The 25,554-nt window shown below is 54.9% G+C and carries 24 protein-coding genes; 15 read left to right on the forward strand and 9 right to left on the reverse strand.

All coding sequences use genetic code 11. From position 1 onward, the window contains the following. Positions 1-63: 63 nt before the first annotated feature. On the reverse strand, positions 64-2,355 hold the full coding sequence (gene clpA / locus RW65_RS08940) for an ATP-dependent Clp protease ATP-binding subunit ClpA (protein WP_039056374.1): 2,292 nt from the start codon (positions 2,353-2,355) through the stop codon (positions 64-66). A 30-nt stretch (positions 2,356-2,385) separates the two neighbouring features. Then, complete coding sequence (gene clpS, locus RW65_RS08945; RefSeq protein WP_039056375.1) at positions 2,386-2,706, reverse strand: ATP-dependent Clp protease adapter ClpS; 321 nt, start codon at positions 2,704-2,706, stop codon at positions 2,386-2,388. Positions 2,707-3,034: 328 nt separating this feature from the next. On the opposite strand from clpS, the gene cspD reads away from it, so the two are divergent. Next, positions 3,035-3,256, forward strand: coding sequence for a cold shock-like protein CspD (gene cspD, locus RW65_RS08950; protein WP_039056376.1), 222 nt, complete (start codon positions 3,035-3,037; stop codon positions 3,254-3,256). 64 nt (positions 3,257-3,320) lie between these two features. Here cspD and macB read toward each other — a convergent pair whose 3' ends face one another. Together macB and macA are read right to left on the reverse strand one after the other, a co-directional pair. Continuing rightward, entirely contained in the window at positions 3,321-5,267 is a 1,947-nt protein-coding gene (gene macB / locus RW65_RS08955) for a macrolide ABC transporter ATP-binding protein/permease MacB (protein ID WP_039056377.1), read from the reverse strand. Beyond that, entirely contained in the window at positions 5,264-6,379 is a 1,116-nt protein-coding gene (gene macA, locus RW65_RS08960; RefSeq protein ID WP_039056379.1) for a macrolide transporter subunit MacA, read from the reverse strand. The genes macB and macA overlap by 4 nt, the downstream gene beginning before the upstream one ends. A gap of 166 nt (positions 6,380-6,545) precedes the next feature. Between macA and RW65_RS08965 the strand changes: the two genes are divergently transcribed. Then, the gene (locus tag RW65_RS08965) at positions 6,546-7,502 is read left to right on the forward strand and encodes a VirK/YbjX family protein (RefSeq protein ID WP_039056380.1); all 957 of its coding nucleotides are present in this window, start codon (positions 6,546-6,548) and stop codon (positions 7,500-7,502) included. On the opposite strand, the gene RW65_RS08970 is transcribed toward RW65_RS08965, so the two are convergent. After that, a complete protein-coding gene (locus RW65_RS08970) occupies positions 7,499-9,157 on the reverse strand; it encodes an ATP-dependent endonuclease (protein WP_039056381.1) in 1,659 nt (552 codons plus the stop codon). The genes RW65_RS08965 and RW65_RS08970 overlap by 4 nt on opposite strands. A 403-nt stretch (positions 9,158-9,560) precedes the next feature. Between RW65_RS08970 and RW65_RS08975 the strand changes: the two genes are divergently transcribed. From RW65_RS08975 to hcr, 3 genes are all read left to right on the forward strand, one after another. Next, positions 9,561-10,460, forward strand: coding sequence for a LysO family transporter (locus tag RW65_RS08975; protein ID WP_039056382.1), 900 nt, complete (start codon positions 9,561-9,563; stop codon positions 10,458-10,460). 146 nt (positions 10,461-10,606) lie between these two features. Then, positions 10,607-12,259, forward strand: a complete 1,653-nt coding sequence (hcp, locus tag RW65_RS08980) for a hydroxylamine reductase (protein WP_039056383.1) — start codon at positions 10,607-10,609, stop codon at positions 12,257-12,259. Between the two features lie 10 nt (positions 12,260-12,269). Continuing rightward, positions 12,270-13,238 carry an NADH oxidoreductase gene (hcr, locus tag RW65_RS08985; RefSeq protein WP_039056384.1) on the forward strand — a complete coding sequence of 323 codons (969 nt, stop codon included), beginning with the start codon at positions 12,270-12,272 and terminating at the stop codon, positions 13,236-13,238. 53 nt (positions 13,239-13,291) lie between these two features. Here hcr and RW65_RS08990 read toward each other — a convergent pair whose 3' ends face one another. Beyond that, positions 13,292-13,720: a DoxX family protein gene (locus tag RW65_RS08990; protein ID WP_039056385.1), complete on the reverse strand. Its 429-nt coding sequence runs from the start codon at positions 13,718-13,720 to the stop codon at positions 13,292-13,294. Positions 13,721-13,873: 153 nt separating this feature from the next. Between RW65_RS08990 and poxB the strand changes: the two genes are divergently transcribed. The 4 genes from poxB to RW65_RS09010 all read left to right on the forward strand — a co-directional run bounded on the left by poxB (position 13,874) and on the right by RW65_RS09010 (position 19,184). Continuing rightward, positions 13,874-15,592 (forward strand): ubiquinone-dependent pyruvate dehydrogenase, encoded by a 1,719-nt coding sequence (gene poxB, locus RW65_RS08995; protein WP_039056386.1) that lies wholly within the window; start codon positions 13,874-13,876, stop codon positions 15,590-15,592. Positions 15,593-15,630: 38 nt separating this feature from the next. Then, a complete protein-coding gene (ltaE, locus tag RW65_RS09000) occupies positions 15,631-16,629 on the forward strand; it encodes a low-specificity L-threonine aldolase (RefSeq protein ID WP_039056387.1) in 999 nt (332 codons plus the stop codon). 10 nt (positions 16,630-16,639) lie between these two features. Then, positions 16,640-18,076 carry an SDR family oxidoreductase gene (locus RW65_RS09005; RefSeq protein WP_039056388.1) on the forward strand — a complete coding sequence of 479 codons (1,437 nt, stop codon included), beginning with the start codon at positions 16,640-16,642 and terminating at the stop codon, positions 18,074-18,076. A 94-nt stretch (positions 18,077-18,170) separates the two neighbouring features. Beyond that, complete coding sequence (locus RW65_RS09010) at positions 18,171-19,184, forward strand: 3-beta-hydroxysteroid dehydrogenase (protein WP_039056389.1); 1,014 nt, start codon at positions 18,171-18,173, stop codon at positions 19,182-19,184. A 5-nt stretch (positions 19,185-19,189) separates the two neighbouring features. Here RW65_RS09010 and RW65_RS09015 read toward each other — a convergent pair whose 3' ends face one another. The 3 genes from RW65_RS09015 to RW65_RS09025 are packed head-to-tail and all read right to left on the reverse strand — an operon-like array spanning position 19,190 to position 20,942. Then, positions 19,190-19,762, reverse strand: a complete 573-nt coding sequence (locus RW65_RS09015; protein WP_039056390.1) for a WG repeat-containing protein — start codon at positions 19,760-19,762, stop codon at positions 19,190-19,192. A gap of 29 nt (positions 19,763-19,791) precedes the next feature. Continuing rightward, the gene (locus tag RW65_RS09020; RefSeq protein ID WP_039056391.1) at positions 19,792-20,622 is read right to left on the reverse strand and encodes an N-acetylmuramoyl-L-alanine amidase; all 831 of its coding nucleotides are present in this window, start codon (positions 20,620-20,622) and stop codon (positions 19,792-19,794) included. Then, positions 20,619-20,942 carry a heavy metal-binding domain-containing protein gene (locus tag RW65_RS09025; RefSeq protein ID WP_039056392.1) on the reverse strand — a complete coding sequence of 108 codons (324 nt, stop codon included), beginning with the start codon at positions 20,940-20,942 and terminating at the stop codon, positions 20,619-20,621. The genes RW65_RS09020 and RW65_RS09025 overlap by 4 nt, the downstream gene beginning before the upstream one ends. 108 nt (positions 20,943-21,050) lie before the next feature. Here RW65_RS09025 and RW65_RS09030 point away from each other — a divergent pair, with 108 nt between their 5' ends. The 6 genes from RW65_RS09030 to artJ all read left to right on the forward strand — a co-directional run bounded on the left by RW65_RS09030 (position 21,051) and on the right by artJ (position 25,546). Then, the gene (locus RW65_RS09030; protein ID WP_039056393.1) at positions 21,051-21,566 is read left to right on the forward strand and encodes a lipoprotein; all 516 of its coding nucleotides are present in this window, start codon (positions 21,051-21,053) and stop codon (positions 21,564-21,566) included. 207 nt (positions 21,567-21,773) lie between these two features. Next, on the forward strand, positions 21,774-22,502 hold the full coding sequence (gene artP, locus RW65_RS09035; protein ID WP_039056394.1) for an arginine ABC transporter ATP-binding protein ArtP: 729 nt from the start codon (positions 21,774-21,776) through the stop codon (positions 22,500-22,502). A gap of 19 nt (positions 22,503-22,521) precedes the next feature. Continuing rightward, a complete protein-coding gene (gene artI, locus RW65_RS09040; protein ID WP_039056395.1) occupies positions 22,522-23,253 on the forward strand; it encodes an arginine ABC transporter substrate-binding protein ArtI in 732 nt (243 codons plus the stop codon). 6 nt (positions 23,254-23,259) lie between these two features. Beyond that, the gene (artQ, locus tag RW65_RS09045) at positions 23,260-23,976 is read left to right on the forward strand and encodes an arginine ABC transporter permease ArtQ (RefSeq protein ID WP_039056396.1); all 717 of its coding nucleotides are present in this window, start codon (positions 23,260-23,262) and stop codon (positions 23,974-23,976) included. Beyond that, a complete protein-coding gene (gene artM, locus RW65_RS09050; RefSeq protein WP_039056397.1) occupies positions 23,976-24,644 on the forward strand; it encodes an arginine ABC transporter permease ArtM in 669 nt (222 codons plus the stop codon). Before artQ ends, artM begins: the two co-directional genes overlap by 1 nt. Before the next feature lie 170 nt (positions 24,645-24,814). Next, a complete protein-coding gene (gene artJ, locus RW65_RS09055; protein ID WP_039056398.1) occupies positions 24,815-25,546 on the forward strand; it encodes an arginine ABC transporter substrate-binding protein ArtJ in 732 nt (243 codons plus the stop codon). Positions 25,547-25,554: the final 8 nt, after the last annotated feature.

Genomic DNA, 25,554 nt, shown 5'->3' on the forward strand with positions numbered 1-25,554 from the left:
CGGTTTACAGGCATAAAAAAACCGGGCTGCTATGCGCCCGGTTTTTGAGGTTAACCGCAGAGATTAATGAGCCGCTTCCGGTTTGTGCTTCTGCGCACTCTGGAAACCATACTCCAGCTCGTTTTTCTCTTTATTCAGCGATACCGTGACCTGCCCGCCGTCAACCAGCGAACCGAACAGCAGCTCGTTAGCCAGCGGTTTTTTCAGGTTATCCTGGATAACACGCGCCATCGGTCGGGCACCCATTGCACGATCGTAGCCTTTTTCAGCCAGCCAATCACGCGCTTCCTGGCTGACTTCCAGCGAGACGCCTTTCTGATCCAGCTGCACCTGGAGCTCGACGATAAATTTGTCGACCACCTGATGAATCACTTCAGTAGATAAGTGATCGAACCAGATAATGTTGTCCAGACGGTTGCGGAACTCCGGCGTGAAGATCTTTTTAATCTCTTCCATCGCATCGGTACTGTTATCCTGGTGGATAAGGCCGATGGATTTACGCTCGGTTTCACGCACCCCGGCGTTGGTGGTCATCACCAGCACCACGTTGCGGAAATCCGCCTTGCGACCGTTGTTATCGGTCAGCGTACCGTTATCCATCACCTGCAACAGCAGGTTAAAGACATCCGGATGCGCTTTTTCGATCTCATCAAGCAGCAGTACCGCATGGGGGTGTTTGATCACCGCATCGGTGAGCAGACCGCCCTGATCGAAGCCGACATATCCCGGAGGCGCACCGATTAAACGGCTGACCGTGTGGCGCTCCATATACTCGGACATATCAAAGCGCAGCAGCTCAATACCCAGCGCTTTGGACAGCTGAACCGTCACCTCGGTTTTACCCACGCCGGTTGGACCGGCAAACAGGAAGGACCCGACCGGTTTATGGTCTTGTCCCAGCCCCGCGCGGCTCATTTTAATGGCTTCGGTTAATGCCTCAATGGCTTTATCCTGACCAAACACCAGCATTTTCAGGCGATCGCCAAGGTTTTTCAGCGTGTCGCGATCGCTCTGAGAAACACTCTTCTCAGGAATACGCGCGATACGGGCCACCACCGATTCGATATCCGCCACGTTAACGGTTTTCTTACGTTTGCTGACCGGCATCAGGCGCGCACGCGCACCCGCTTCGTCGATAACGTCGATTGCTTTATCGGGCAGATGACGATCGTTGATATATTTCACCGCCAGCTCGACCGCCGCACGCACCGCTTTCGCGGTATAGCGGACGTCATGGTGTGCTTCATACTTCGGTTTCAGGCCGTTGATAATCTGCACCGTTTCCTCAACGGAAGGTTCAGTGATATCAATTTTCTGGAAGCGACGCGCCAGCGCGCGATCTTTTTCAAAGATGTTGCTGAATTCCTGATAGGTGGTAGAACCCATCACGCGGATTTTACCGCTGGAGAGCAGCGGCTTAATCAGGTTGGCGGCATCCACCTGCCCGCCAGACGCAGCGCCTGCACCAATGATGGTATGGATCTCATCGATAAACAGAATGCTGTTGTTGTCCTGCTCAAGCTGTTTCAGCAGCGCTTTAAAACGTTTTTCGAAATCACCGCGGTACTTGGTACCGGCCAGTAAAGAACCGATATCCAGCGAGTAAATCGTACAATCGGCCATGATTTCAGGAACATCGCCCTGCACAATACGCCACGCCAGACCTTCGGCGATAGCGGTTTTACCGACGCCAGATTCACCCACCAGCAGCGGGTTATTCTTACGACGACGACACAGAACCTGAACCGCACGCTCAAGTTCTTTACCACGGCCAATCAGCGGGTCGATTCCTCCCACACGAGCAAGCTGATTAAGGTTGGTGGTGAAGTTCTCCATACGTTCCTCCCCGCCTGCCTGCTCTTCGCTATTTACCTGCCCGCTGCTGCTACTGCCAGGCGCGTCAGATGATGGACCTGGCTCGTCTTTACGCGTGCCGTGAGAGATAAAGTTCACCACATCAAGGCGGCTGACTTCATGTTTACGCAGCAGGTAGGCCGCTTGTGACTCCTGCTCGCTAAAAATGGCAACCAGCACGTTCGCCCCGGAGACTTCGCTGCGGCCGGATGACTGAACGTGAAACACCGCGCGCTGAAGAACACGCTGGAAGCTGAGCGTCGGCTGTGTGTCGCGCTCCTCTTCGCTCATGGGCAGAACGGGTGTGGTTTGTTCGATGAAGGCTTCGAGTTCCTGCCGCAGCGCCACCATATCCACAGAACACGCTTCCAGCGCTTCGCGGGCAGATGGGTTACTGAGCAACGCCAGTAACAAGTGCTCGACGGTCATAAACTCATGTCGGTGCTCGCGCGCTCTGGCGAAAGCCATATTTAAACTGAGTTCCAGTTCTTGATTGAGCATAGGCACCTCCCCCAAGTTTCATGCCTGCATTCAGGCCTTTTCCAGCGTACACAGCAACGGATGCTCGTTCTCCCTCGCGTACATGTTCACCATCGCTACTTTCGTTTCGGCAACCTCGGCGGTGAAAACACCGCAAATCGCCTTGCCGTGATAGTGAACCGTAAGCATCAGTTGCGTTGCACGTTCAACATCATAAGAAAAGAACTTTTGTAGCACGTCAATAACAAATTCCATCGGCGTGTAGTCATCGTTCATTAACATAACTTTATACATAGATGGCGGTCTTAGCGCGTCGCGCAGTTTTTCATCCGCCAGGTGCTCGAAATCCAGCCAGCTATTGCTCTTACCCATCTTCAACACTTCATCTAAGGTTACAGTTTCCGGCGGCGTTTAATCGGCCGATTAAATGAGTCTAGATGCATTTTCAATCTACATCAGTTAGCAGATAACAATCATCTATCGTTGCCATCCGCGACGGCTGTCACATTCCGTCGCAATAGCGTTAACTGCTTCAAAATTTTGATGCGCCGCCTCCCAGAACCCCTGCCAAATGCTTGACGCGTTACACGAATTATCTAAATTGTACAGTCGAGAGTTGGCGAGGTTTTGAACAACCCGCTCATTCTGCCACCGGTTCATTCCATCTTACTTGAATAAGATTTACGAAGGATGTCGAAGCATGGAAACGGGTACTGTTAAGTGGTTCAACAATGCCAAAGGGTTTGGTTTCATATGCCCTGAAGGCGGCGGCGAAGATATCTTCGCACATTATTCCACCATTCAGATGGATGGTTACAGAACGTTAAAAGCCGGGCAGACTGTCCGGTTTGATGTACACCAGGGCCCTAAAGGCAATCACGCCAGCGTTATCGTGCCCGTCGAAATGGAAGCCATGGCCTGACGCCTGATACCTCATTGTGTACATGCCGCAGTCAAAATGCCAGCCCAACGGGCTGGCATTTTTATCACTCGCGTGCCAACGCATCGACCGGATCCAGCCGCGCCGCATTGCGCGCGGGTAACCAGCCAAACAATACCCCGGTAAACGTCGAACATAAAAACGCCGTCAACAGCGCCAGCGGTGAAAAACCAATTTCCCAGCCCGGTAAAAAAAGCTGCAGCGTAAAAGCAATCAGCATCGATAGCGTAACGCCAAGCGCGCCGCCGACAAGACAAACCAGCACCGCCTCGATCAGAAATTGCGATAGTACATCGCCGGCCCGGGCACCGACGGCCATTCTGATGCCAATTTCGCGAGTTCGCTCGGTAACGGAGACCAGCATAATATTCATCACACCAATGCCGCCGACCAGCAGTGAAATTACCGCCACCAGGGTGAGAAATAGCTGAAGAGTACGTGTGGTCTTTTCTGCCGTTTTCAATACCCCGTCCATATTCCAGACGAAGAAATCTTTCTTACCGTGGCGCAACGTCAGCAGTCGGGTAAGCTGCTGCTCGGCCTGCTCACTACTGTAGCCATCATTGACGCGCACGGTAATGGAGTTAAGCCACGACTGACCCATTATGCGCCCGGCGATGGTGCTATAGGGCAACCAGACGCGCAGGATCTTGCTGCTGCCAAACATCGACTGCTTCTCCTCCGCCACGCCAATCACCGTCGCGGGCATATTACCCACGAGAATAACTTCGCCGACGACGCTGGCTTTATTCGGAAATAGCTGACGGCGGGTATTGCTGTCAAGAACCACTACCTGCGCACGACCTTTAAGCTGCTCTTCGTTAAACGAGTTGCCTTCGCTAAAGGTCATGCCGTAAACATTAAAATATTGGCCACTGACGCCATTGGCGCTGGCGGCGATATCGATATTGCCGTAGCGCAAGCGCAGGTTTTGTGAAACGGCAGGCGTGGCTGAACGTACCCACGGCTGCTTTTGAATGGCCAGTAAGTCGTCATATTTTAGCGCCTGCTGAGATTGTGGCTCATCGTCGCCAAAATCCTTGCCGGGATACACATCAATGGTATTGGTGCCAATCGAGCGGATATCCGCCAGCACCAGTTGTTTAGCCGCGTCGCCGACCACTACAATCGACACCACCGAGGCGATACCGATAATGATGCCAAGCATGGTCAGCAAGGTGCGCATTTTGTTAGCCGCCATCGCGCGCCAGGCCATGGTTAGCGCTTCCTGAAAACGGCTGATAAATTGCCGCCCGCCGCCCGCCTGCGTCAGTACGGCATCGTGATTCGCGGGCGATACAGCTTCCGCTTTTGCCGGCGGATTGCTAATAATCTCGCCGTCACGAATTTCGATCACCCGTTCCGCCTGGGCAGCAATCTGCGGATCGTGGGTGACGATAATTACCGTATGCCCGCGATCGCGCAACTGGTGCAGGATCGCCATCACCTCTTCGCCGGAGTGGCTATCCAGTGCGCCGGTCGGTTCATCCGCCAGAATCACCTGCCCGCCGTTCATCAGCGCGCGGGCGATACTCACGCGCTGCTGCTGGCCGCCAGAGAGCTGCGAAGGCTGGTAATCCGCCCGCTCCCCTAGCCCAAGACGCTCCAGCAACCCTTTGGCGCGCTCGAGCCTGGCTTTGCGTTCAGTGCCCGCGTACACCGCCGGAACTTCAACGTTCTGCGCGGCCGTCAGATGAGAAAGCAGATGATAACGCTGGAAGATAAAGCCAAAATGTTCGCGCCGCAGCTGTGCCAGCGCATCACTACTGAGCAAGGAGACATCTTTTCCCGCCACCCGATAAGTGCCGCTGGTGGGTTTATCCAGGCAGCCAAGGATATTCATCAGCGTGGATTTACCGGAGCCGGAGGCACCAACGATGGCCACCATTTCACCCGCGTTAATACGTAGCGTAACGCCTTTTAACACCTCGACCAGCCCATCGCCGGAGGGATAGCTGCGGCGAATGTTATTCAGCTCCAGCAAGGCGGTCATTGCGCCGCTCCGCTTTTCTGCTCGCCAATTACCACTTCTTCGCCCGCATCCAGCCCCTTCGTTACCACTACGTCGGTATCGTTTCGCGCCCCCAGCATCACTTCCCGCTCGCGGGTTTCGCCATTACGCAGCACCTTTACTTTGTAGCGGTTGTCGCCGACGGGATCGCCAAGCGCCGCCAGTGGGATAGTAATAACGTTTTTTAAGCCGGTGAGCTGGATATGCACCTGCGCGGTCATATCAAGGCGCAATATGCCCTGCGGATTAGGCACTTCAAACCGCGCGTAATAGAAAATGGCGTCGTTAACCTTTTCCGGCGTCGGCAGAATATCTTTTAGCTGCCCTTCAAATCGGGTTGCCGGATCGCCCAGCACGGTAAACCACGCTTTCTGCCCCGGTTTCAGGTGAATCACATCCGCTTCTGAAACCTGCGCTTTCACCAGCATCGTGCTCATATCGGCAAGCGTCAGGATATTTGGCGCTTGCTGCACGGCGATAACCGTCTGTCCCTGAAGGGTGGTGATTTGCGTCACTTCCCCCGCCATTGGCGCAATAATACGCGTGTAATCGAGGTTCGTTTTAGCCGTATCAAGGCTCGCCTGATTACGCTGGATCTGCGCATCAATGGTACTGATTTTCGCTTGTTTAACCACCACATCCGTCGCCGAGGTATCCAGTTCCTGGCGGGAAATTAAATTACTTTTCACCAGCTGCTGTTGGCGCGCCAGCGTGACCTGCGCCAGTTTCAGTTCGGCCTGCGCCTGGCGACGCTGCGCCCGTAGCTCCATTAACGTGGCATTCACTTCCTTAATCTGGTTTTCAGCTTGATCGGGGTCGATCACGCCTAATAGCTGATCTTTTTTTACTTTATCGCCGATATTCACCGACAGCGTTTTCAACTGACCACTCACCTGCGCACCGACATCCACCTTGCGCAACGCATCGAGCTTGCCGGTCGCCAGCACGCTTTGTTGCAGTTCACCGGGACGCACAATGAGCGTCTGGTACTGTACAACCGGGGCGTTAAGCTTGCCCCATAACCAGAATGCCGCCAGCAAAACAGCGACTGCCAGCACAATAATGATCGTCCTGCGTTTTCCCTTCAGTTTCATAAAAATCCCAGATAATCGGACCTGCGGTTATAGAGACCATTCTTAACTAAACAAATTATCAACGAAACAGAAAATTCTTATTTTCCTCATCATTTAGATAGATAGCGTTGTATCAATCCATGTTGAAATGACGCCATTCTTGTGTGACCCGGATTTTATTTTCAACATGTCCATTATTGCTCATACCCCTCATGCGGAATTCACGCTGCCGAAAACAGCGGGGCAACTCTTCCGCAGCTTAATTTCTGGCGAACTGATGCCTGGCCTTGCCTGGCAGAATCCGGCTTACCGCCGCAAATTTCTCCTGCGCTCCCTCGCCACGCCGGTCGACACCGCGCGCTATCTTTCTCGCCTGGTCGAACTCCCTTTATTAGGGCAGATGTTACAAGTTCAACCCGGCCTGCCCTGTCGGTTACATCGCCCGTGGCTCTCTATCAATATGAGCCGGACGCAGACGGCGCAGGCCATTTGCGGGCATTACGAAAATATGGCCCGCTTGCTGCCCGCTGCGTTTATCAATAGCTATCTGAGTAAGTCTGGTCTGAAGCTGGCGATCCTGACAGGCAAAGATGAGCAGACGTATTCGGTGCGAATCTGTGCAGATTTTATGCAAGATAAAGAGGGCGAAGCGACGCTGCTTTTCTGCGATGCCGACGATACCCGGCTGGCGGAGCTGACCTTCACCCTATGTTCATTCGCCGGGAAAAACACACTCTATATCGGCGGACTACAGGGTGCAAAAGCGCATGTTCCCCATGAGGCGATTCAGTTAGCCACGAAAGCCTGTCACGGCCTGTTCCCGAAACGTCTGCTGGTGGAAACGCTGATGGCGATGGCGCAATTTCTGCAGATTGAGCAGATCCGCGCCGTGAGCAATGAAACGCATATTTATCGCAACGCGCGTTACAGCAAGAAAAAACAGGGTCTGTTGCATGCGGATTACAACAGCTTCTGGGCCTCGCTGGGCGGCGCTGTCGATGAGCATGGCGATTATGTTCTGCCGCTGACCATGCCGCGTAAACCAATGGAAGAGATCGCCAGTAAAAAACGTTCTGAGTATCGCCGCCGCTACGCGTTGCTCGACAGCCTGCAACAGCAGACTGCCGCCCACTGCCAGAATTAATCTGCGCGCCCGCGCGCCAGCCACAGCACGCGGGAAAACATCTTACGCAACAGATGCGGTACCGACTCCACGCCGCGTCTGCCCGCCTCCAGCGCCACTTCAATCGCCAGATCGGGTTTTGACGAACGGCGGATCGCCTTAACGATCACCCGGCGGATATTCATCGGCACGTTTGGCGGGAGCTGTGCGACGCGATGATAGACATCGGCGAACCCTTCGCGGTACATAAAATGTTCCATATCGAGGGCCGGCAGCGCGGTCAGATGATCGCGCATGCGATCCCTGTCATTATCCAGCAGGCTGCCTACGGTGGCGGCATATTTTTTCCCCGCCTCATCACCATCCACCAGCACATGCCATTCAATGCCCATGCGGCGGGCAAATTTAATCAGCGGCTTTAACCCGGACTGGGCAAACTCAATCACTTTCACCCCTTCGGCATCAAAATGATGACCGCATTGACGGGCCAGTTCGTTGATTACCCAATTTTCCGTCTCCCCTTCCACCAGCAGCCAGCAGCGGGCAAACAGCGAAGAGGGGCGGTTAACGCGGATATGAAAGGCAATGCGCCGTGCATCTTCGGCGTTTAACCCGCCGGGCCCCAGACGCCAGGCCGCCACCCGCGACGATTCACGTACCAGCCGGCAAAGCTGTTCAACGGGCGTTAAAGAGAGTAGTTCACTGGAATTGGTGGTAGTTATTTTTTGCAACGGCAGCAGGTTCAGCAGTTGCCAGGCTACGGAAAGCATAATTGGGTGCAGCCGCGTTTCCGGGTCTTCCACCAGCAGTAGCGGCCGCGCGTCGCGATCGAGATGCACCGAGCCTTTCGCCTGCAGCAGCGTGGCGAAAAACCCCAGCAGGATCACCCGATACATGCGACCACCAGGCTTATCAATAATGCGGTTGATAATATCGAGGTAGCGCCAGCTGCGTTGCTCATCATGGGAGCGACGGCGCATCAGCCGCTGGTGCGATGCGCCACTGCCCTGTTCGGCGAAATAGTGCTCCAGCAACTGCACCATCGCTGACAAGCCATGACGTATCTGCCCGTCGGTTAAATTCTGCGGACGGGCTATCAGCTCTTGTGAGAGTAAATCGAGCTGGCGCGCGGTGATCTCCATCAGCGGCATTTCCGGCACGCTATCATCACGGATGCGGCGCATAAAGCGGGCATCGCGCAGCCGCAGCACCGGCATCAGCCGCACGAGGTGGCGCGCGCTTTCGTCGATATCCGCCAGCGGCAGCATATCGCCCTGCGCATCAAGAAAACCGCGCAGCGTCATCACGCTGCCATCGTCGGCCAGTTCGCCTTCGTGGCGATAGAAGAGGCGGCGATAACCGTCATCGCCGGCAATCCAGCACTCGGCCAGCGGGCGATAGCGCCGCACGCGGTAGCGTCCGGGTTCCGATTCGCGAAAGGTGAGAATAATGTGCAGGTGATGTTCACGCCCTTGCAGATCCCCCGGCGGGAACCAAAAGTCCTCGCGAACAAAATGGTACAGATCCGTCTGCGGTGATAACAACAGCGTTAAGGCGTCCAGCAGGCTCGATTTACCCCAGGCATTTTCGCCAATTAACACATTGTTTTGCTCAAGCATCAGCGATAAACGGTTAATGCCACGAAAGCCGACAATCTCCACGCGCTCCAGAATCATTCTTCCTCCGGCAGTTGGCTTTTTCCGCCTGTCCCGTAAGAAGTATAGCGGGAGCAAAAGCGGCAAATCATGCGCTAAGTACAAAATATTATTGAAATTAAAGCGGTTGCGCGCGGGATTTATCATCGCACACACGCCAGCGACGGGAGATAAGCCCCTCGCCGCTTTTCAAACAACGCGGGTAATGCGGCGTTATGCAATAATAAAAAAGTCTCTCCTGGCTAAAGGAGAAAATAAGCGGCGGCGTGGCTCAGCTAACGTAGCGGAAAAAGGCAATATATCGATGCCGCTGCTTTCACCGTCTATTTTGGATATTCATTCCCTTTTTTTGCCGCTTTACTCATTTTCCTGCTTTGGGTAGTGTGTTCAGGGATGTTTCACTTTGCAAGGATTCGGGCGCTTCATGTTTTCAGGACTGTTAATTATTCTTCTGCCGTTGCTTATCGGTTACCTTATTCCCCTGCGTCACGCTGCTGCGCTAAAACTAATCAATAAAATGCTCAGTTGGATCGTTTATCTGATCCTCTTTTTTATGGGTATCAGCCTCGCCTTTCTCGATAATCTCAGCGCTAACCTGCTGTCGATATTTCACTACTCAGCGGTCAGCGTAACGGTCATTCTGCTGTGTAATGCCGCCGGGCTATTGTGGCTGGAACGGACGCTGCCCTGGCATCATCAGCATCAGCAGGAAAAATTGCCCTCGCGTATTGCGATGGCGCTGGAATCTCTGCAACTGTGCGGCGTGGTGGTTATCGGCTTTGCGATTGGTCTTTCCGGGCTGGCATTTTTGCACTACGCCACCAAGGCCAGCGAATACACGCTAATTTTCCTGTTGTTGCTGGTGGGGATACAGTTGCGCAACAGCGGCATGACGCTAAAACAGATTGTCCTAAACCGCAGGGGAATGATCATCGCCGTGGTGGTGGCCATCAGCTCGCTGGCGGCCGGCGCAATTAATGCGCTTATTCTCGGCCTGCCGCTGAAAACTGGTCTGGCGATGGCTTCCGGCTTCGGCTGGTACTCACTGTCGGGTATTCTGCTGACGGAATCCTTCGGTCCGGTGATTGGCAGCGCGGCGTTCTTTAACGATCTGGCGCGCGAGCTTATCGCCATTATGCTGATCCCGGGGCTGGTGCGCCGCAGCCGCTCTACGGCGCTGGGTCTGTCGGGCGCCACGTCGATGGATTTCACCCTGCCGGTTTTGCAGCGCTCCGGTGGCCTGGAGCTGGTCCCCGCCGCGATTGTGCACGGTTTTATTCTTAGTTTGCTGGTCCCGCTGTTAATCGCCTTTTTCTCCGCCTGATACTCCTCTGGCGGTAGTCGTCTGCCGCCAAACTTGCGCTAAATCAATCTCACGTCAAATTGGCGAAAAATCGCTTTTAAGCCTTGCCACACCCGCATTATCTTAAACATGTATTTCAAATATAACTTTAACAGAAAGGTGTGACCATGTTTTGTGTGCAATGTGAACAAACCATCCGAACTCCGGCGGGCAACGGCTGTTCGTACGCGCAAGGTATGTGCGGTAAAACCGCCGAAACCTCCGACCTGCAGGATTTATTGATTGCCGCGTTACAAGGGCTCTCCGCCTGGGCCAGCAAAGCCCGTGAATTCGACCTGATTGACCATGAGATCGATAACTTCGCGCCGCGCGCCTTCTTCTCTACCCTCACCAACGTTAACTTCGATTCCGTGCGCATTGTCGGTTACGCCCGTGAAGCGATTGCCAAACGTGAAGCGCTGAAAGCCCGCTGTCTCGCGATCGATCCGAGCGCCAGCGTCGACAATCCGATGGCCGACCTGCAGCTGGTCAGTGACGATCTGGGCGAATTACAGCGCCAGGCCGCGGAATTCACGCCGAATAAAGATAAAGCGACGATTGGCGAAAATATTCTTGGCCTGCGCCTGCTCTGCCTGTACGGCCTGAAAGGCGCGGCAGCGTATATGGAACACGCCCATGTGCTGGGCCAGTACGATAACGACATCTATGCCCGTTACCACAAAATTATGGCGTGGCTGGGCACCTGGCCTGCCGATATGAATGCCCTGCTCGAATGTTCAATGGAAATTGGCCAGATGAACTTCAGCGTGATGAGCATTCTTGATGCCGGTGAAACCAGTATGTACGGTCACCCGACGCCGACTCAGGTCAATGTGAAAGCCGTTGCCGGTAAAGCCATTCTGATTTCAGGTCACGACTTAAAAGATCTCTATAACCTGCTGCAGCAAACCGAAGGCACAGGCGTCAACGTCTATACCCACGGTGAAATGCTACCGGCGCACGGCTATCCGGAACTGCGCAAATTTAAACACCTCGCCGGTAACTACGGCAGCGGCTGGCAGAATCAGCAGGTAGAATTCGCCCGCTTCCCGGGCCCGATTGTGATGACCTCCAACTGCATTATCGATCCGACCGTCGGTTCTTATGACGACCGTATCTGGACGCGTAGCATTGTCGGCTGGCCGGGTGTTAACCATCTTGAAGGTGATGATTTCGCGCCGGTGATCCGCCAGGCACAGCAAATGTCCGGCTTCCCGTTCAGTGAGATCGAACATCTGATCACCGTTGGCTTTGGTCGCCAGACGCTGCTCGGTGCGGTAGACACGCTGATCGATTTGGTCAGCCGTGAAAAACTGCGTCACGTCTTCCTCGTCGGCGGCTGTGACGGCGCGCGCGGTGAGCGTAACTACTTCACCGATTTCGCCACTCAAGTACCGGACGACTGCCTGATCCTGACGCTGGCCTGCGGTAAATACCGTTTCAACAAACTCGACTTTGGCAATATTGAAGGTCTGCCGCGCCTGATCGATGCCGGTCAGTGTAACGACGCTTACTCAGCGATTATCCTGGCGGTAACGCTGGCGGAAAAATTGGGCTGCGGGGTTAACGATCTGCCGCTGTCGCTGGTGCTCTCCTGGTTTGAACAAAAAGCGATTGTCATCCTGCTGACGCTGCTGTCGCTGGGTGTGACCAATATTGTTACCGGGCCGACCGCGCCGGGCTTCCTGACGCCGGATCTGTTAGCGGTGCTGAACGAGAAATTCGGCCTGCGCCAGGTGACGACTGTCGAGCAGGATATGCAGCAGCTGTTGAGCGCATAAGGAGCCAAACATGACCATGCCAACCCCGCAATGCCCGTGGCGTATGCAGGTTCACCACATCCATCAGGAAACGCCGGATGTCTGGACGCTGTCGCTGTTATGCCATGATTTTTACCCGTATCGCGCCGGTCAATATGCGCTGGTGAGTATCGGCAACAGCGCTGAAACGCTGCGTGCCTATACCCTTTCGTCAACGCCGGGCGTCAGCGAATACATTACGCTCACCGTCCGCCGTATCGATGATGGCGCAGGTTCGCAGTGGCTGACACAACAGGTAAAACGCGGCGATTATCTGTGGCTCTCCGACGCGCAGGGGGAATTTACCTGCGATAACGAAGCGAACGATAAGTTTCTGCTGCTGGCGGCAGGGTGCGGCGTGACGCCGATTATGTCGATGCGCCGCTGGCTGGCGAAAAACCGTCCGCAAGCTGACGTGCAGGTGATCTTTAACGTGCGTTCACCTGCGGATGTAATTTTTGCCGAGGAATGGCGCGATTATCCGGTGACGCTGGTGGCGGAAAACAACGCTACGCTGGGCTTTGTTTCGGGGCGTTTGAGCCACGAACTGCTCAGCCAGGTGCCGGATCTGGCGGCGCGTACGGTAATGACCTGCGGACCGGCGGCGTATATGGATTGGGTTGAGAGCGAAGTGAAAGCCCTCGGCGTGACACGTTTCTTTAAAGAGAAATTCTTCACACCGGTGGCGGAAGCCGCCACCAGCGGGCTGAAATTCAGCAAACTCTCGCCGATGAAAAACTTCTACGCACCGGCAGGGGTTACGCTACTGGAAGCGCTGGAGAGCAACAAAGTGCCGGTAAACGTCGCCTGTCGCGCCGGTGTTTGCGGCTGCTGTAAAACCCAGGTCATCTCCGGCGAATACACGGTTAGCAGCACCATGACGCTGACGGAACAGGAGATAGCAGACGGCTTTGTGCTGGCCTGCTCCTGCCATCCGCAAGGGGATTTGGTCCTTGCCTGAACAACAATAAAAAAGCGCCCCCGGTTTGCAGGGGCGCTTTTTTTTTATCGGTTTCACTTCCAGGCAGGTGCCACGGAATACCGCCCAGCCCCCAAAAACGCCACCGCCAGCGATCCAATAAAGAAGTAGACGATACTCTCGATAGCCCACGCACCGGTGGAATCCAGCATCCCGGTTTTATTGATCCCCACCAGCAGCCACGCCACAACCATGGTAAACGCCAGTACCAGCGCGGAAGGACGCGTCAGCACGCCGAGAATAATCAGCAGCGGACACAGCACTTCGCCAATCAGCACGCCATAAGCGATAAAACCCGGTAGTCCCTTCGACACCAGCATGCCTGCAATACCATCAATACCGCCGATTAATTTATGCAGCCCGTGAAAAAGCATCAGCCCGCCAACCATTAACCGTAACAACAGACGACCAAAATCGTCATGGGAAAAGATATTATTTACTGAGTTTAACAATGATTTAACCATTTGAAATGATTCCTGTTTTCATTGACCTGTTACAGACTATTCCGAACTGTAACTAAAATAAACCCCTGTTTTAGAAAAGGTCAGCGTAAATCCGCGTTACGGCGCATTCATTGTCTAAGCTTGTAGGCAAGATCACATAAAGGAGCGTCGTAGATGAAACAGACAGTGGCAGCTTATCTCGCTAAAACGCTGGAGCAGGCCGGAGTAAAACGCATTTGGGGCGTGACGGGAGATTCGCTGAATGGCCTGAGCGATAGCCTGAACCGCATGGGTACCATCGATTGGATGCCGACGCGTCATGAAGAGGTTGCAGCCTTTGCCGCCGGCGCGGAGGCGCAGCTCACCGGTGAGTTAGCCGTCTGCGCAGGCTCTTGTGGGCCTGGCAACCTACATTTGATTAACGGTTTGTTCGACTGCCATCGCAATCATGTTCCGGTACTGGCGATTGCTGCCCATATTCCCTCCAGCGAGATCGGCAGCGGTTATTTCCAGGAAACCCATCCGCAGGAGCTGTTTCGCGAATGCAGTCACTACTGCGAACTGGTCTCTAATCCAGAACAGATCCCCCAGGTGCTGGCGATAGCGATGCGCAAAGCGGTGCTCAACAAAGGGGTATCGGTTATCGTGCTGCCGGGGGATGTGGCGCTGAAACCCGCGCCGGAAAGCGCCAGCACTCACTGGTACAGCGCGCCGCCGCCTGTAGTGACGCCAGCGGAAGAGGAGCTGCGTAAGCTGGCGCAACTGTTGCGCTACTCCAGCAATATCGCCCTGCTATGCGGGAACGGCTGCGCAGGCGCACATCAAGAGTTACTAGCGTTTGCCGGTAAGCTCAACGCGCCGATTGTTCATGCCATGCGCGGGAAAGAGCACGTCGAATATGACAACCCGTATGATGTCGGTATGACCGGGCTGATTGGTTTCTCATCGGGTTTTCATACCATGATGAATGCCGATACGCTGGTGCTGCTCGGTACGCAGTTCCCCTATCGCGCGTTCTACCCCACGGATGCCAAAATCATCCAGATTGATATCAATCCGGCCAGTATTGGCGCGCACAGTAAGGTCGATATGGCGCTGATCGGCGATATCAAATCCACCCTCGCCGCTCTGCTACCGCTGCTGGAAGCCAAAACCGATCGTAAATTCCTCGACAAAGCGCTGGCGGATTACCGCGAAGCACGCAAAGGTCTCGACGATTTAGCCAAACCCAGCGATAAGGCGATTCACCCTCAGTATCTGGCGCAACAGATCAGCCACTTCGCCGACGAAGATGCTATTTTCACCTGCGATGTGGGTACGCCAACCGTGTGGGCGGCGCGTTATTTGAAAATGAACGGCAAGCGCCGCCTGATTGGCTCCTTTAACCACGGTTCAATGGCTAACGCCATGCCGCAGGCGCTGGGAGCGCAGGCCACCTTCCCACAACGGCAGGTGGTGGCGCTGTGCGGCGATGGCGGTTTTAGCATGTTGATGGGCGATTTCCTGTCGGTGGTGCAGATGAAGCTGCCGCTAAAAATTATCGTCTTTAATAACAGCGTGCTCGGGTTTGTGGCGATGGAGATGAAAGCGGGTGGCTATCTGACGGACGGAACGGATCTGCAGGACACCAACTTTGCGCGTATCGCCGAGGCCTGCGGTATAACCGGGATTCGCGTGGAGCACTCCGCCGATGTCGACGACGCGCTGCAGCGGGCTTTCTCGATCGATGGTCCGGTGCTGGTGGACGTGACCGTCGCCAAAGAGGAGCTGGCGATCCCGCCGCAAATCAAACTTGAGCAGGCGAAAGGTTTCAGCCTGTATATGATGCGCGCCATCATTAGCGGGCGCGGCGATGAGGTGATCGAACTGGCGAAAACCAACTGGCTCAGGTAAAACAGAAGGCATTATCCATCGTCAGACAAGGAAATGCCGTGATTGATCTACGCAGTGATACCGTTACCCGACCGAGCCGCGCCATGCTGGAAAAGATGATGGCCGCCCCGGTCGGGGACGATGTTTACGGTGACGACCCAACGGTCAACGAACTGCAGCGTTACGCCGCCAACCTGAGCGGAAAAGAGGCGGCGCTGTTTTTACCCACCGGCACGCAGGCCAATCTGGTGGCATTGTTGAGCCACTGCGAACGCGGTGAAGAGTACATTGTCGGCCAGGGCGCACATAACTATCTGTATGAAGCGGGCGGCGCGGCGGTGCTGGGCAGCATTCAGCCGCAGCCGATTGATGCCGCAGCCGACGGTACGCTGCCGCTGGACAAAGTGGCCGCTAAAATCAAAGCCGATGATATTCACTTTGCCCGCACTAAACTGCTAAGCCTCGAAAATACCCACAACGGAAAAGTATTACCCCGTGATTACCTGCAGCAAGCGTGGGAATTCACCCGCCAGCGCGGGCTGTCGCTGCACGTGGATGGCGCACGCATCTTTAATGCGCTGGTGGAGTACGGCTGCGAGCTAAAAGAGATTACTCAGTTTTGCGACTCGTTCACCATTTGCCTGTCAAAAGGGCTCGGCACGCCGGTAGGCTCCCTGCTGGTGGGTGACAAAGCCTATATTGCCCGCGCCAACCGCTGGCGCAAAATGACCGGTGGCGGCATGCGCCAGGCCGGGATTCTGGCGGCGGCCGGGCTGTATGCGCTGCAGCATAACGTTGAGCGGTTAAAAGAGGATCACGATAATGCCGCCTGGCTGGCCGTACAGTTGCAAGAGATTGGCGCGGATGTGATGCGACACGATACCAATATGCTGTTTATCCGCGTGGGCGAAAAGTCCGAGGCGCTGGCGGCATTTCTGCGCGAGCGCGACGTGCTGATCAATGCCTCGCCGGTGGTGCGGCTGGTGACGCATCTGGACGTCAACCGCCAGCAACTGGCGGACGTGGTTCACCACTGGCAGGCATTTTTACAGCACTGAGGAGCCGGATGTGGCGCAGCGGATACTGGTGCTTGGTGCCAGCGGTTATATCGGACAACGGCTGGTGGAAGCGCTTAGCCAGCAGGGTCATCAGGTTAAAGCAGCGGCACGAAATCTCGCCCGGTTAGAGAAGCAGCAACTGCCGGGCGTAACCTGCCATCGCGTGGATCTCTGGTGGCCGCAGGCGCTGCCCGGGTTATTAGAGGGTATCGATACCCTCTACTATCTGGTGCACAGCATGGGGGAAAGCGGGGATTTTGTCGCCCATGAGCGGCAAATCGCCCTCAACGTGCGCGATGCCCTGCGCGAATCGTCCGTTAAGCAGGTTATTTTTCTCAGTTCGTTACAGGCCAAAAACGCCACCGATTCCGGTCATCTGCTGGCCCGGCAATATACCGGCGATCTGCTGCGTAGCGCTGGGATCCCGGTAACGGAACTGCGCGCCGGTATCATTGTCGGCGCCGGTTCCGCCGCGTTCGAAGTGATGCGCGATATGGTGTTTAACCTGCCGGTGCTGACGCCGCCGCGCTGGGTACGTTCGCGCACCACGCCGATTGCGCTGGAAAACGTGATGCACTATCTGGTTGAGCTGCTCAATCATCCTGCCGAGGCGCATCGGGTGTTTGAGGCCGCCGGGCCGGAGGTGCTGAGTTATCAGCAGCAGTTCGAACATTTTATGCGGGTCAGCGGTGTGCACCGTCCGCTGATCCCTATTCCCCTGCCCACGCGCTTTATCTCCATTTGGTTTTTACACCTGATTACCTCTGTGCCGCCCACCATCGCTAAGGCGTTAATTCAGGGGCTTAAACACGATCTGCTGGCGGATGACGGCGAACTGCGCCGCCTGATCCCGCAAACCTTAATCCCCTTTGATGACGCGGTACGCCGCACCTTACAGGAAGAGGAGAAGCTGGTGAACTCCAGCGACTGGGGCTACGATCCGCAGGCCTTTTCCCGCTGGCGTCCGCAATATGGTTACTACCCCAAGCAGGCCGGTTATACGGTAAAAACCTCTGCCAGCCTTAGCGCATTATGGGAAGTGGTTAACCGTATCGGCGGTAAAGAGCGCTACTTCTTTGGCAATCTGCTGTGGCAAACCCGCGCGGCGCTGGATAGTCTGGCCGGGCATACACTGCCTCGGGGCCGACCGACGCGCCCCTATCTGCAGGTGGGCGACGCTGTCGACAGCTGGAAAGTGATTATTGTTGAGCCACAACAGCAGCTGGCCTTACTGTTCGGCATGAAAGCACCGGGGCTGGGGCGACTGAGTTTTACCCTGCAGGATAAAGGCGATCATCGCCTGCTGGATGTGCGTGCCTGGTGGCATCCCCACGGTATGCCGGGCTTAGGCTACTGGCTGCTAATGTTCCCGGCACACCTGTTTATTTTTCGCGGCATGGCGCAGCGCATTGCCCGTCTGGCAGAACAAAAGAGAGAAAAAGAGTGAAGGTGAGCGCTTTTCTTTTCGTTATCCCATTGCATAAGAGCCTATTTCACGAAAGAATGCCCGCGATAAAGGCTTATCAACACAATGGATCGATATGAAGGTACTGGTCACGGGCGCCACCAGCGGTTTAGGCCGAAACGCGGTCGAGTATTTACGCCAAAAAGGGATTAGCGTCAGAGCCACCGGCCGTAACGAAGCGATGGGCAAACTGCTGTGCAAAATGGGGGCAGAATTTGTGCATGCGGATCTGACCGAACTGGTCTCTTCGCAGGCAAAAGTGATGCTTGCCGGTATCGATACGCTGTGGCACTGCTCAAGCTTCACCTCGCCGTGGGGAACGCAAGAGGCGTTTGACCTGGCGAATGTCCGCGCCACTCGCCGTCTCGGTGAATGGGCCGTCGCCTGGGGCGTACGCAACTTCGTGCATATTTCCTCACCTTCGCTCTATTTCGATTACCATCACCACCGTGATATCGACGAAAGTTTTCGCCCGGTGCGTTTTGCCAATGAATTCGCCCGCAGCAAAGCCGCCGGTGAACAGGTGATCGATCTGCTGACCCAGGCCAACCCGAACACCCGTTTCACCATTTTGCGTCCGCAAAGCCTGTTTGGCCCCCATGATAAAGTGTTTATTCCGCGCCTGGCGCAGATGATGCAGCATTACCGCAGCGTATTGTTGCCGCGCGGCGGCGACGCTCTGGTGGATATGACCTATTACGAAAACGCGGTGCATGCGATGTGGCTCGCCAGCCAGCCGCAGTGCGATAATCTGCCGTCCGGGCGGGCATACAATATTACCAACGGCGAACCGCGCTCCCTGCGCAGTATTGTGCAGACGTTAATCGATGAGTTGGATATTCACTGCCGTATTCGTTCAGTGCCGTACACGATGCTGGATATGGTTGCGCGCAGCATGGAGCATTTCGGCGACAAGCGCGCCAAAGAGCCCGCCTTCACGCACTATGGCGTGTCAAAGCTCAATTTTGATTTCACGCTGGATATCAGCCGCGCACAGCAGGAACTGGGCTATACGCCGATAGTGACGCTGGATGAAGGCATCAAACGCACGGCGTACTGGTTAAAAGATCACGGCAAACTCCACCGCTAAAGCGCTTAAAACGGGCCGGATTTTGTCTCGGAAACTTTCTGCCCGCTTTTGTCGATATAGAACCACTCCCCGCCTGTCAGCGAGACATGTTCGCCATCGCTCTGCGGTTTGCAGCCGTTACAGACCAGCGCCCGCCCCTCTTTAAACTGCCAGCCGTAGTCGAACTGTGGGCTAATACGGTTCTGAAAACTGTCATCCCAGTAGCCGACCTTGCCGTTTTGCCGCGAGCGCACCAGCCCTTCGGCAAACCAGTCCGGGCCATTATCAAAATGGACGACCGACAGATAACGCTCCGGTGCACGCACATAATAATCTGCGTCCAGCAGCCCCGCGGCGCGCATATAGTCATACAGTCCCACCCACGACATACCTTCTACATCGCGGGTTTTGGCGAACAGCGCCGGCAGGAATTTAAGCTTACCGTTGGTGGCTTCAACACACTTATCGAGTTTTTCGACGTTATCGGTGGTTTTATCCCAATAAGAGCAGCTAAACACCGTCACCGGCGCGGGCGCAGCATAAGCGCTCCCGGCCACCATCAGCAGCGCGCCTGTTAAGATGCGAAATATCATCTCCATTGACCTCATCATAAAAATGCCGGTGGAAATCACCCCGCCTGGCCATATTTTTCAAGTAATGCCTCGGCAATTGCCAGGCTTTCAGCGTCCGCAATCCCGTTCCACAGCGTCGGACGGAAATGCATTTGAAACGCCACGATCACCCGTTGTTGCTCGGCGGGCGTCATCTGCGGTTTGACGTCGTAACCATACCGCGCGAGTAAATCGAGCAGCGCGGCGGTCTCAACCGGCTCATGCGCCGCGCGACCATTTAAGTAAAACGCCACCCGCTGCGCATCCGGCCAGGCACCAATCCCCTGCGTATAGAGCGTATGCCAGGGAAATAGCGGGCCAGGATCGTCTTTACGCTGCGGCGCGATATCAGCGTGCGCCACTACGTTTTGCGGCGCGATGTTATAGCGAGCGACAATCTCTTTTACCAAAGGAATCAACGCATTAATTTGCGCCGGCGCAAAAGGCGCAAATTGTTTTCCCGCAACGGTACGTTGCCAGCCGCGATTTTCCAGTTCAATGCCGATAGAGGTGTCATTGATACGCGTCGCGCCGCGCCAAAAACTCGCCCCGGCGTGCCAGGCCAGTTCCCGCTCCGGCACCAGTTGCCAGATGCGCGGTTTACCGTTATGCCGCGGCGGGTTAGCCGGGATCAGGTAATGGGCGCTCACCTGCTTATCCGTCAGCGTCGCCAACGAGATATCAAAATCATCGGCAGTGTAATGGATAACTAAAATTTTAATTCGCGGATAAGCCGCCTGCGCCTGCCGCCGGGTATCGAGTTGATAGCCGTTTTTATCAATAATGCCTTTTTCACCGGCGCAGCCGACGAGCACCAGCGCCAGCAAAAGTAACGCGACTTTTTTCATGAGCGCGTTTTCACCGCCGTACCGCTGACACACACCATCAGCATACTGCCCTCTTTCCCGACGGTTTCGTAATCGATATCAATACCGACTACCGCGTTAGCGCCCAGCGCTTTCGCCCTTTCACCCAGCTCCTGAAAGGCAAGATCCCGCGCCTTGCGCAGCTCTTTCTCATAGGCCCCGGAGCGGCCGCCGACGATATCGCGGATACCGGCAAAAAAGTCACGGAAAATATTGGCACCGAGAATCGCCTCCCCGGTCACGACGCCGCAATACTCGACAATTGGTTGACCTTCGAGAGTCGGCGTAGTTGTAAATTGCATAGAATTCTCCTTTTAACGTTCAATGCGTTGCACCACACATTATCAGATCAATACACTATTCTTGAAAGGACGTGACTTCTGAACAGAAATAGAAATAAGGAAATCAATATGCGCTATTCCGTTTTGACTCTCTCTTTGCCGTGCGCGCTGCTGCTTAGCGCCTGTACCAGCGTAACGCCGGCATTTAAGGATACTGGCTCACGCGTGGGTCAGTGCGTGGAAGGCGGCCCGGACGCCGTTGCACAGCAATTTTATGATTACCGCATCGAACATCCCGGTAATAACTTGACCGCGCTGCGTCCTTACCTGAGCGACGATCTGGCAAAAATGCTCGATGCCGCCAGCCGCGACGCGCGTAATAATGCGCTGCTAAAAGGCGATCCTTTCTCCAGCCGCAACCTGACGCCTGAGAAAGCGGACGTCGCCAGCGCCTCCACGATTCCGAATAGCGATGCGCGAAATATTGCGCTTCGCGTCACCCTGACCAAAGGCGATCAAAGCTGGCGGGATGAAGTATTAATGATTCGCGAAGGCCAGTGCTGGGCGGTAGACGATGTACGCTACCTGGGCGGCACGGTTCACGCGCCCGCCGGCACGCTGCGTCAATCCATTGAACATCGGTAACTATTTCCTGTCGTAATCTATAACCCTCGTAAATGTCTGGCATTCCGCGTGAATGCCGACATTTATGCCTGGTTCCCGCGCCGCCCGGTATTTTGTGCTAACTTTATGTAGCAAGCTGGTTTATTTTTAAGTTTTAACGCACAAATATTGCATAACTATTCTGTCAACGTTACTATTTGCGGCCTCAATTGCTATCAGACTGCTTCGATGAGTATTAAATTAAACAGCATCAATTGCTTTTACGGCGCGCACCAGGCGCTGTTCGATATCACCCTGGATTGCCCGCAAGGGGAAACGCTGGTGCTGCTCGGCCCAAGCGGTGCGGGTAAAAGTTCGCTGTTGCGCGTGCTCAACCTGCTCGAAATGCCCCGTTCCGGCGAGTTAAGCATTGCAGGCACGCATTTTGATTTCGCCAAAACCCCGTCTGATAAAGCGATTCGCGAATTGCGTCAGAACGTCGGTATGGTGTTCCAGCAATATAACCTCTGGCCGCATCTGACGGTGCTGCAAAACCTGATTGAAGCGCCGTGCCGCGTGCTCGGTTTAAGCAAAGATCAGGCGCTGGCGCGCGCGGAAAAACTGCTGGAGCGTTTACGGCTTAAACCCTATAGCGACCGTTTCCCGCTGCATTTATCCGGCGGCCAACAGCAGCGTGTCGCTATCGCCCGCGCCCTGATGATGGAGCCGCAGGTGTTACTGTTTGATGAACCCACCGCCGCGCTCGATCCGGAAATCACCGCGCAAATTGTCAGTATCATCCGTGAACTGTCGGAAACGGGTATTACGCAGGTGATTGTGACCCACGAAGTGGAAGTGGCGCGCAAAACCGCCAGCCGCGTGGTGTATATGGAAAACGGCCATATTGTTGAGCAAGGGGATGCAGGCTGCTTTGCCGCGCCGCAGACCGACGCGTTTAAATATTACCTATCGCACTGAAGACTCGGGATTAATGACAATGAAAAAAGTACTGATTGCCGCGCTACTTGCAAGCGTAAGCCTTTCCGCAACTGCCGCCCAGACTATCCGTTTCGCCACCGAAGCGAGCTACCCTCCGTTTGAATCGACAGATGCAAATAACAAAATTATCGGTTTTGATGTCGATCTGGCGAACGCCCTGTGTAAAGAGATCGACGCCACCTGCACCTTTACCAACCAGGCGTTTGACAGCCTGATCCCGAGCCTGAAATTCCGTCGTTTCGACGCGGTGATGGCCGGTATGGATATCACCCCGGAACGCGAAAAGCAGGTGCTGTTCACCACGCCTTACTATGACAACTCGGCACTGTTCGTCGGTCAGCAGGGTAAATTCACCAGCATCGAGCAGCTGAAAGGCAAACGTGTTGGCGTGCAGAACGGCACGACGCACCAGAAGTTCATTAACGACAAGCATGCAGACATCACCACCGTGCCTTACGATAGCTATCAGAACGCGCGTCTGGATCTGCAAAACGGCCGTATTGACGCCGTCTTTGGTGATACCGCGGTTGTTACCGAGTGGCTGAAAGCGGACGCTAAACTGGCTGCCGTCGGCGATAAAGTGACGGATAAAGAGTACTTCGGTACAGGCCTGGGTATCGCGCTTCGTCAGGGCAATACCGAGCTGCAGCAGAAATTTAATGCCGCGCTGGAAAAAGTGAAGAAAGATGGGACCTACCAGACCATCTACAGCAAATGGTTCCAGAAGTAATACTTAATGAACGAAATGTTTCCATTAGCAAGCGCCGCCGGGATGACCGTCGGCCTTGCGGTTTGCGCACTGATCATTGGTCTGGTGCTGGCGATGATCTTTGCTGTCTGGGAGTCCGTTAAGTGGCGCCCGATTGCCTGGATTGGCACCGCGCTGGTGACCGTGCTGCGTGGCCTGCCGGAAATTCTGGTGGTGCTGTTTATCTATTTCGGATCGTCACAGCTGCTGCTGATGCTCTCGGATGGCTTCACCCTCAATCTGGGCGTGGTGCACATTCCTGTACAGATGCAGATTGAAAACTTCGACGTCAGCCCGTTCCTCTGCGGCGTGATTGCCCTCTCCCTGCTGTATGCGGCTTATGCCTCGCAAACCTTGCGCGGCGCGTTAAAAGCCGTACCGGACGGGCAGCGGGAATCAGGCCAGGCGCTGGGGCTATCGAAAGCGGCTATCTTTTTCCGCCTTGTGATGCCGCAAATGTGGCGTCACGCGCTGCCGGGCCTGGGTAACCAGTGGTTGGTGCTGTTGAAGGATACCGCGCTGGTGTCGCTGATAAGCGTCAACGATTTGATGCTGCAAACTAAAAGCATCGCTACGCGTACGCAGGAGCCTTTTACCTGGTATATCGTGGCGGCGGCGATTTATCTGGTGATCACCCTGTTAAGCCAGTGGATCCTTAAACGCATCGACCTGCGCGCAACCCGCTTTGAACGGAGGCCTGAATAATGCTCGCGTTTTTACCAGAGCTGTTCAAAGGCCTGCACACCAGCCTGACGCTGACCGTGGCTTCGCTGGTGGTGGCGCTGATTTTGTCGCTGCTGTTCACCATTGTGCTGACGTTAAAAACGCCGGTGCTGACGCAACTGGTGCGCGGCTATATTACGCTGTTTACCGGCACGCCGTTGCTGGTGCAGATCTTCCTGATTTACTACGGTCCGGGCCAGTTCCCGGCGCTGCAAAACTATCCGGCAGTCTGGCGTCTGCTCTCTGAACCGTGGCTGTGTGCGCTGCTGGCGCTGTCGCTGAACAGCGCAGCGTATACTACTCAGCTGTTTTACGGCGCTATTCGCGCTATTCCGGACGGGCAGTGGCAATCCTGCGGCGCGCTGGGGATGAGTAAGAAAGATACGCTGGCGATTCTGCTGCCTTATGCCTTTAAACGCGCCCTTTCGTCCTATTCGAACGAAGTGGTGCTGGTGTTTAAAAGTACGTCCCTTGCCTACACCATTACGCTGATGGAAGTGATGGGCCACGGCCAGTTAATCTACGGGCGCACCTATGACGTGACGGTATTTGGCGCAGCGGGGCTGATTTACCTGGTGGTCAACGGGCTGTTAACGTTAATGATGCGTCTTATTGAGCGTAAAGCGCTGGCCTTCGAACGCCGAAGCTAATTGCATAAATAATGAACAAGAGGCGAGTTAATGACTTCATTACTCGCCTTTTTTATTTTTCATATAATATATTTAAGCATTTTTATTGAATATAAATTCATTTAATGGCATGGTTAGCGTCATGCTTAAAACACGGCAATCACTATAAGATAGACGACAGGAGCTTAATGATGAAAAAACTGATACTGGCCGCCCTTCTCGCCTCGTTCGCCGCTGGCGCAACCGCTGCGGATAAAATTAACTTCGGCGTTTCCGCCACCTATCCGCCGTTCGAATCAATGGATGCGAGCAATAAAATTGTCGGTTTTGATATCGATCTGGCAAACGCTCTATGCAAACAGATGCAGGCCGAGTGTACCTTTACCAATCACGCTTTCGACAGCCTGATCCCGGCGCTGAAATTCAAAAAATATGATGCGGTGATCTCCGGGATGGATATCACGCCAGAGCGTAGCAAGCAGGTCTCCTTTACCGACCCGTACTACGCAAACTCCGCGCTGGTGATTGCCAAAAAAGAGGCGTTTAAATCCTTTGACGATCTGAAAGGCAAACGTATCGGCATGGAAAACGGCACCACCCACCAGAAGTACCTGCAGGATAAGCACCCGGAAGTAAAAACCGTGGCTTATGACAGCTACCAGAACGCAATTATCGACCTGAAAAATGGCCGTATCGACGGCGTATTTGGCGACACCGCGGTGGTTAACGAGTGGCTGAAAACCAACCCGCAGCTGGGCGTCGCCACGCCGAAAGTGACCGACCCGCAATACTTCGGCACCGGCCTCGGTATCGCGGTGCGCCCGGATAACAAAGCGCTACTGGAGAAACTGAACGCCGCGCTGAAAGCGATCAAAGCTGACGGCACTTATCAGAAAATCAGCGATCAGTGGTTCCCGCAGTAACGCTCTCT

The sequence above is a fragment of the Enterobacter sp. Bisph1 genome, assembly GCF_000814905.1.
Classification (GTDB): domain Bacteria; phylum Pseudomonadota; class Gammaproteobacteria; order Enterobacterales; family Enterobacteriaceae; genus Kosakonia.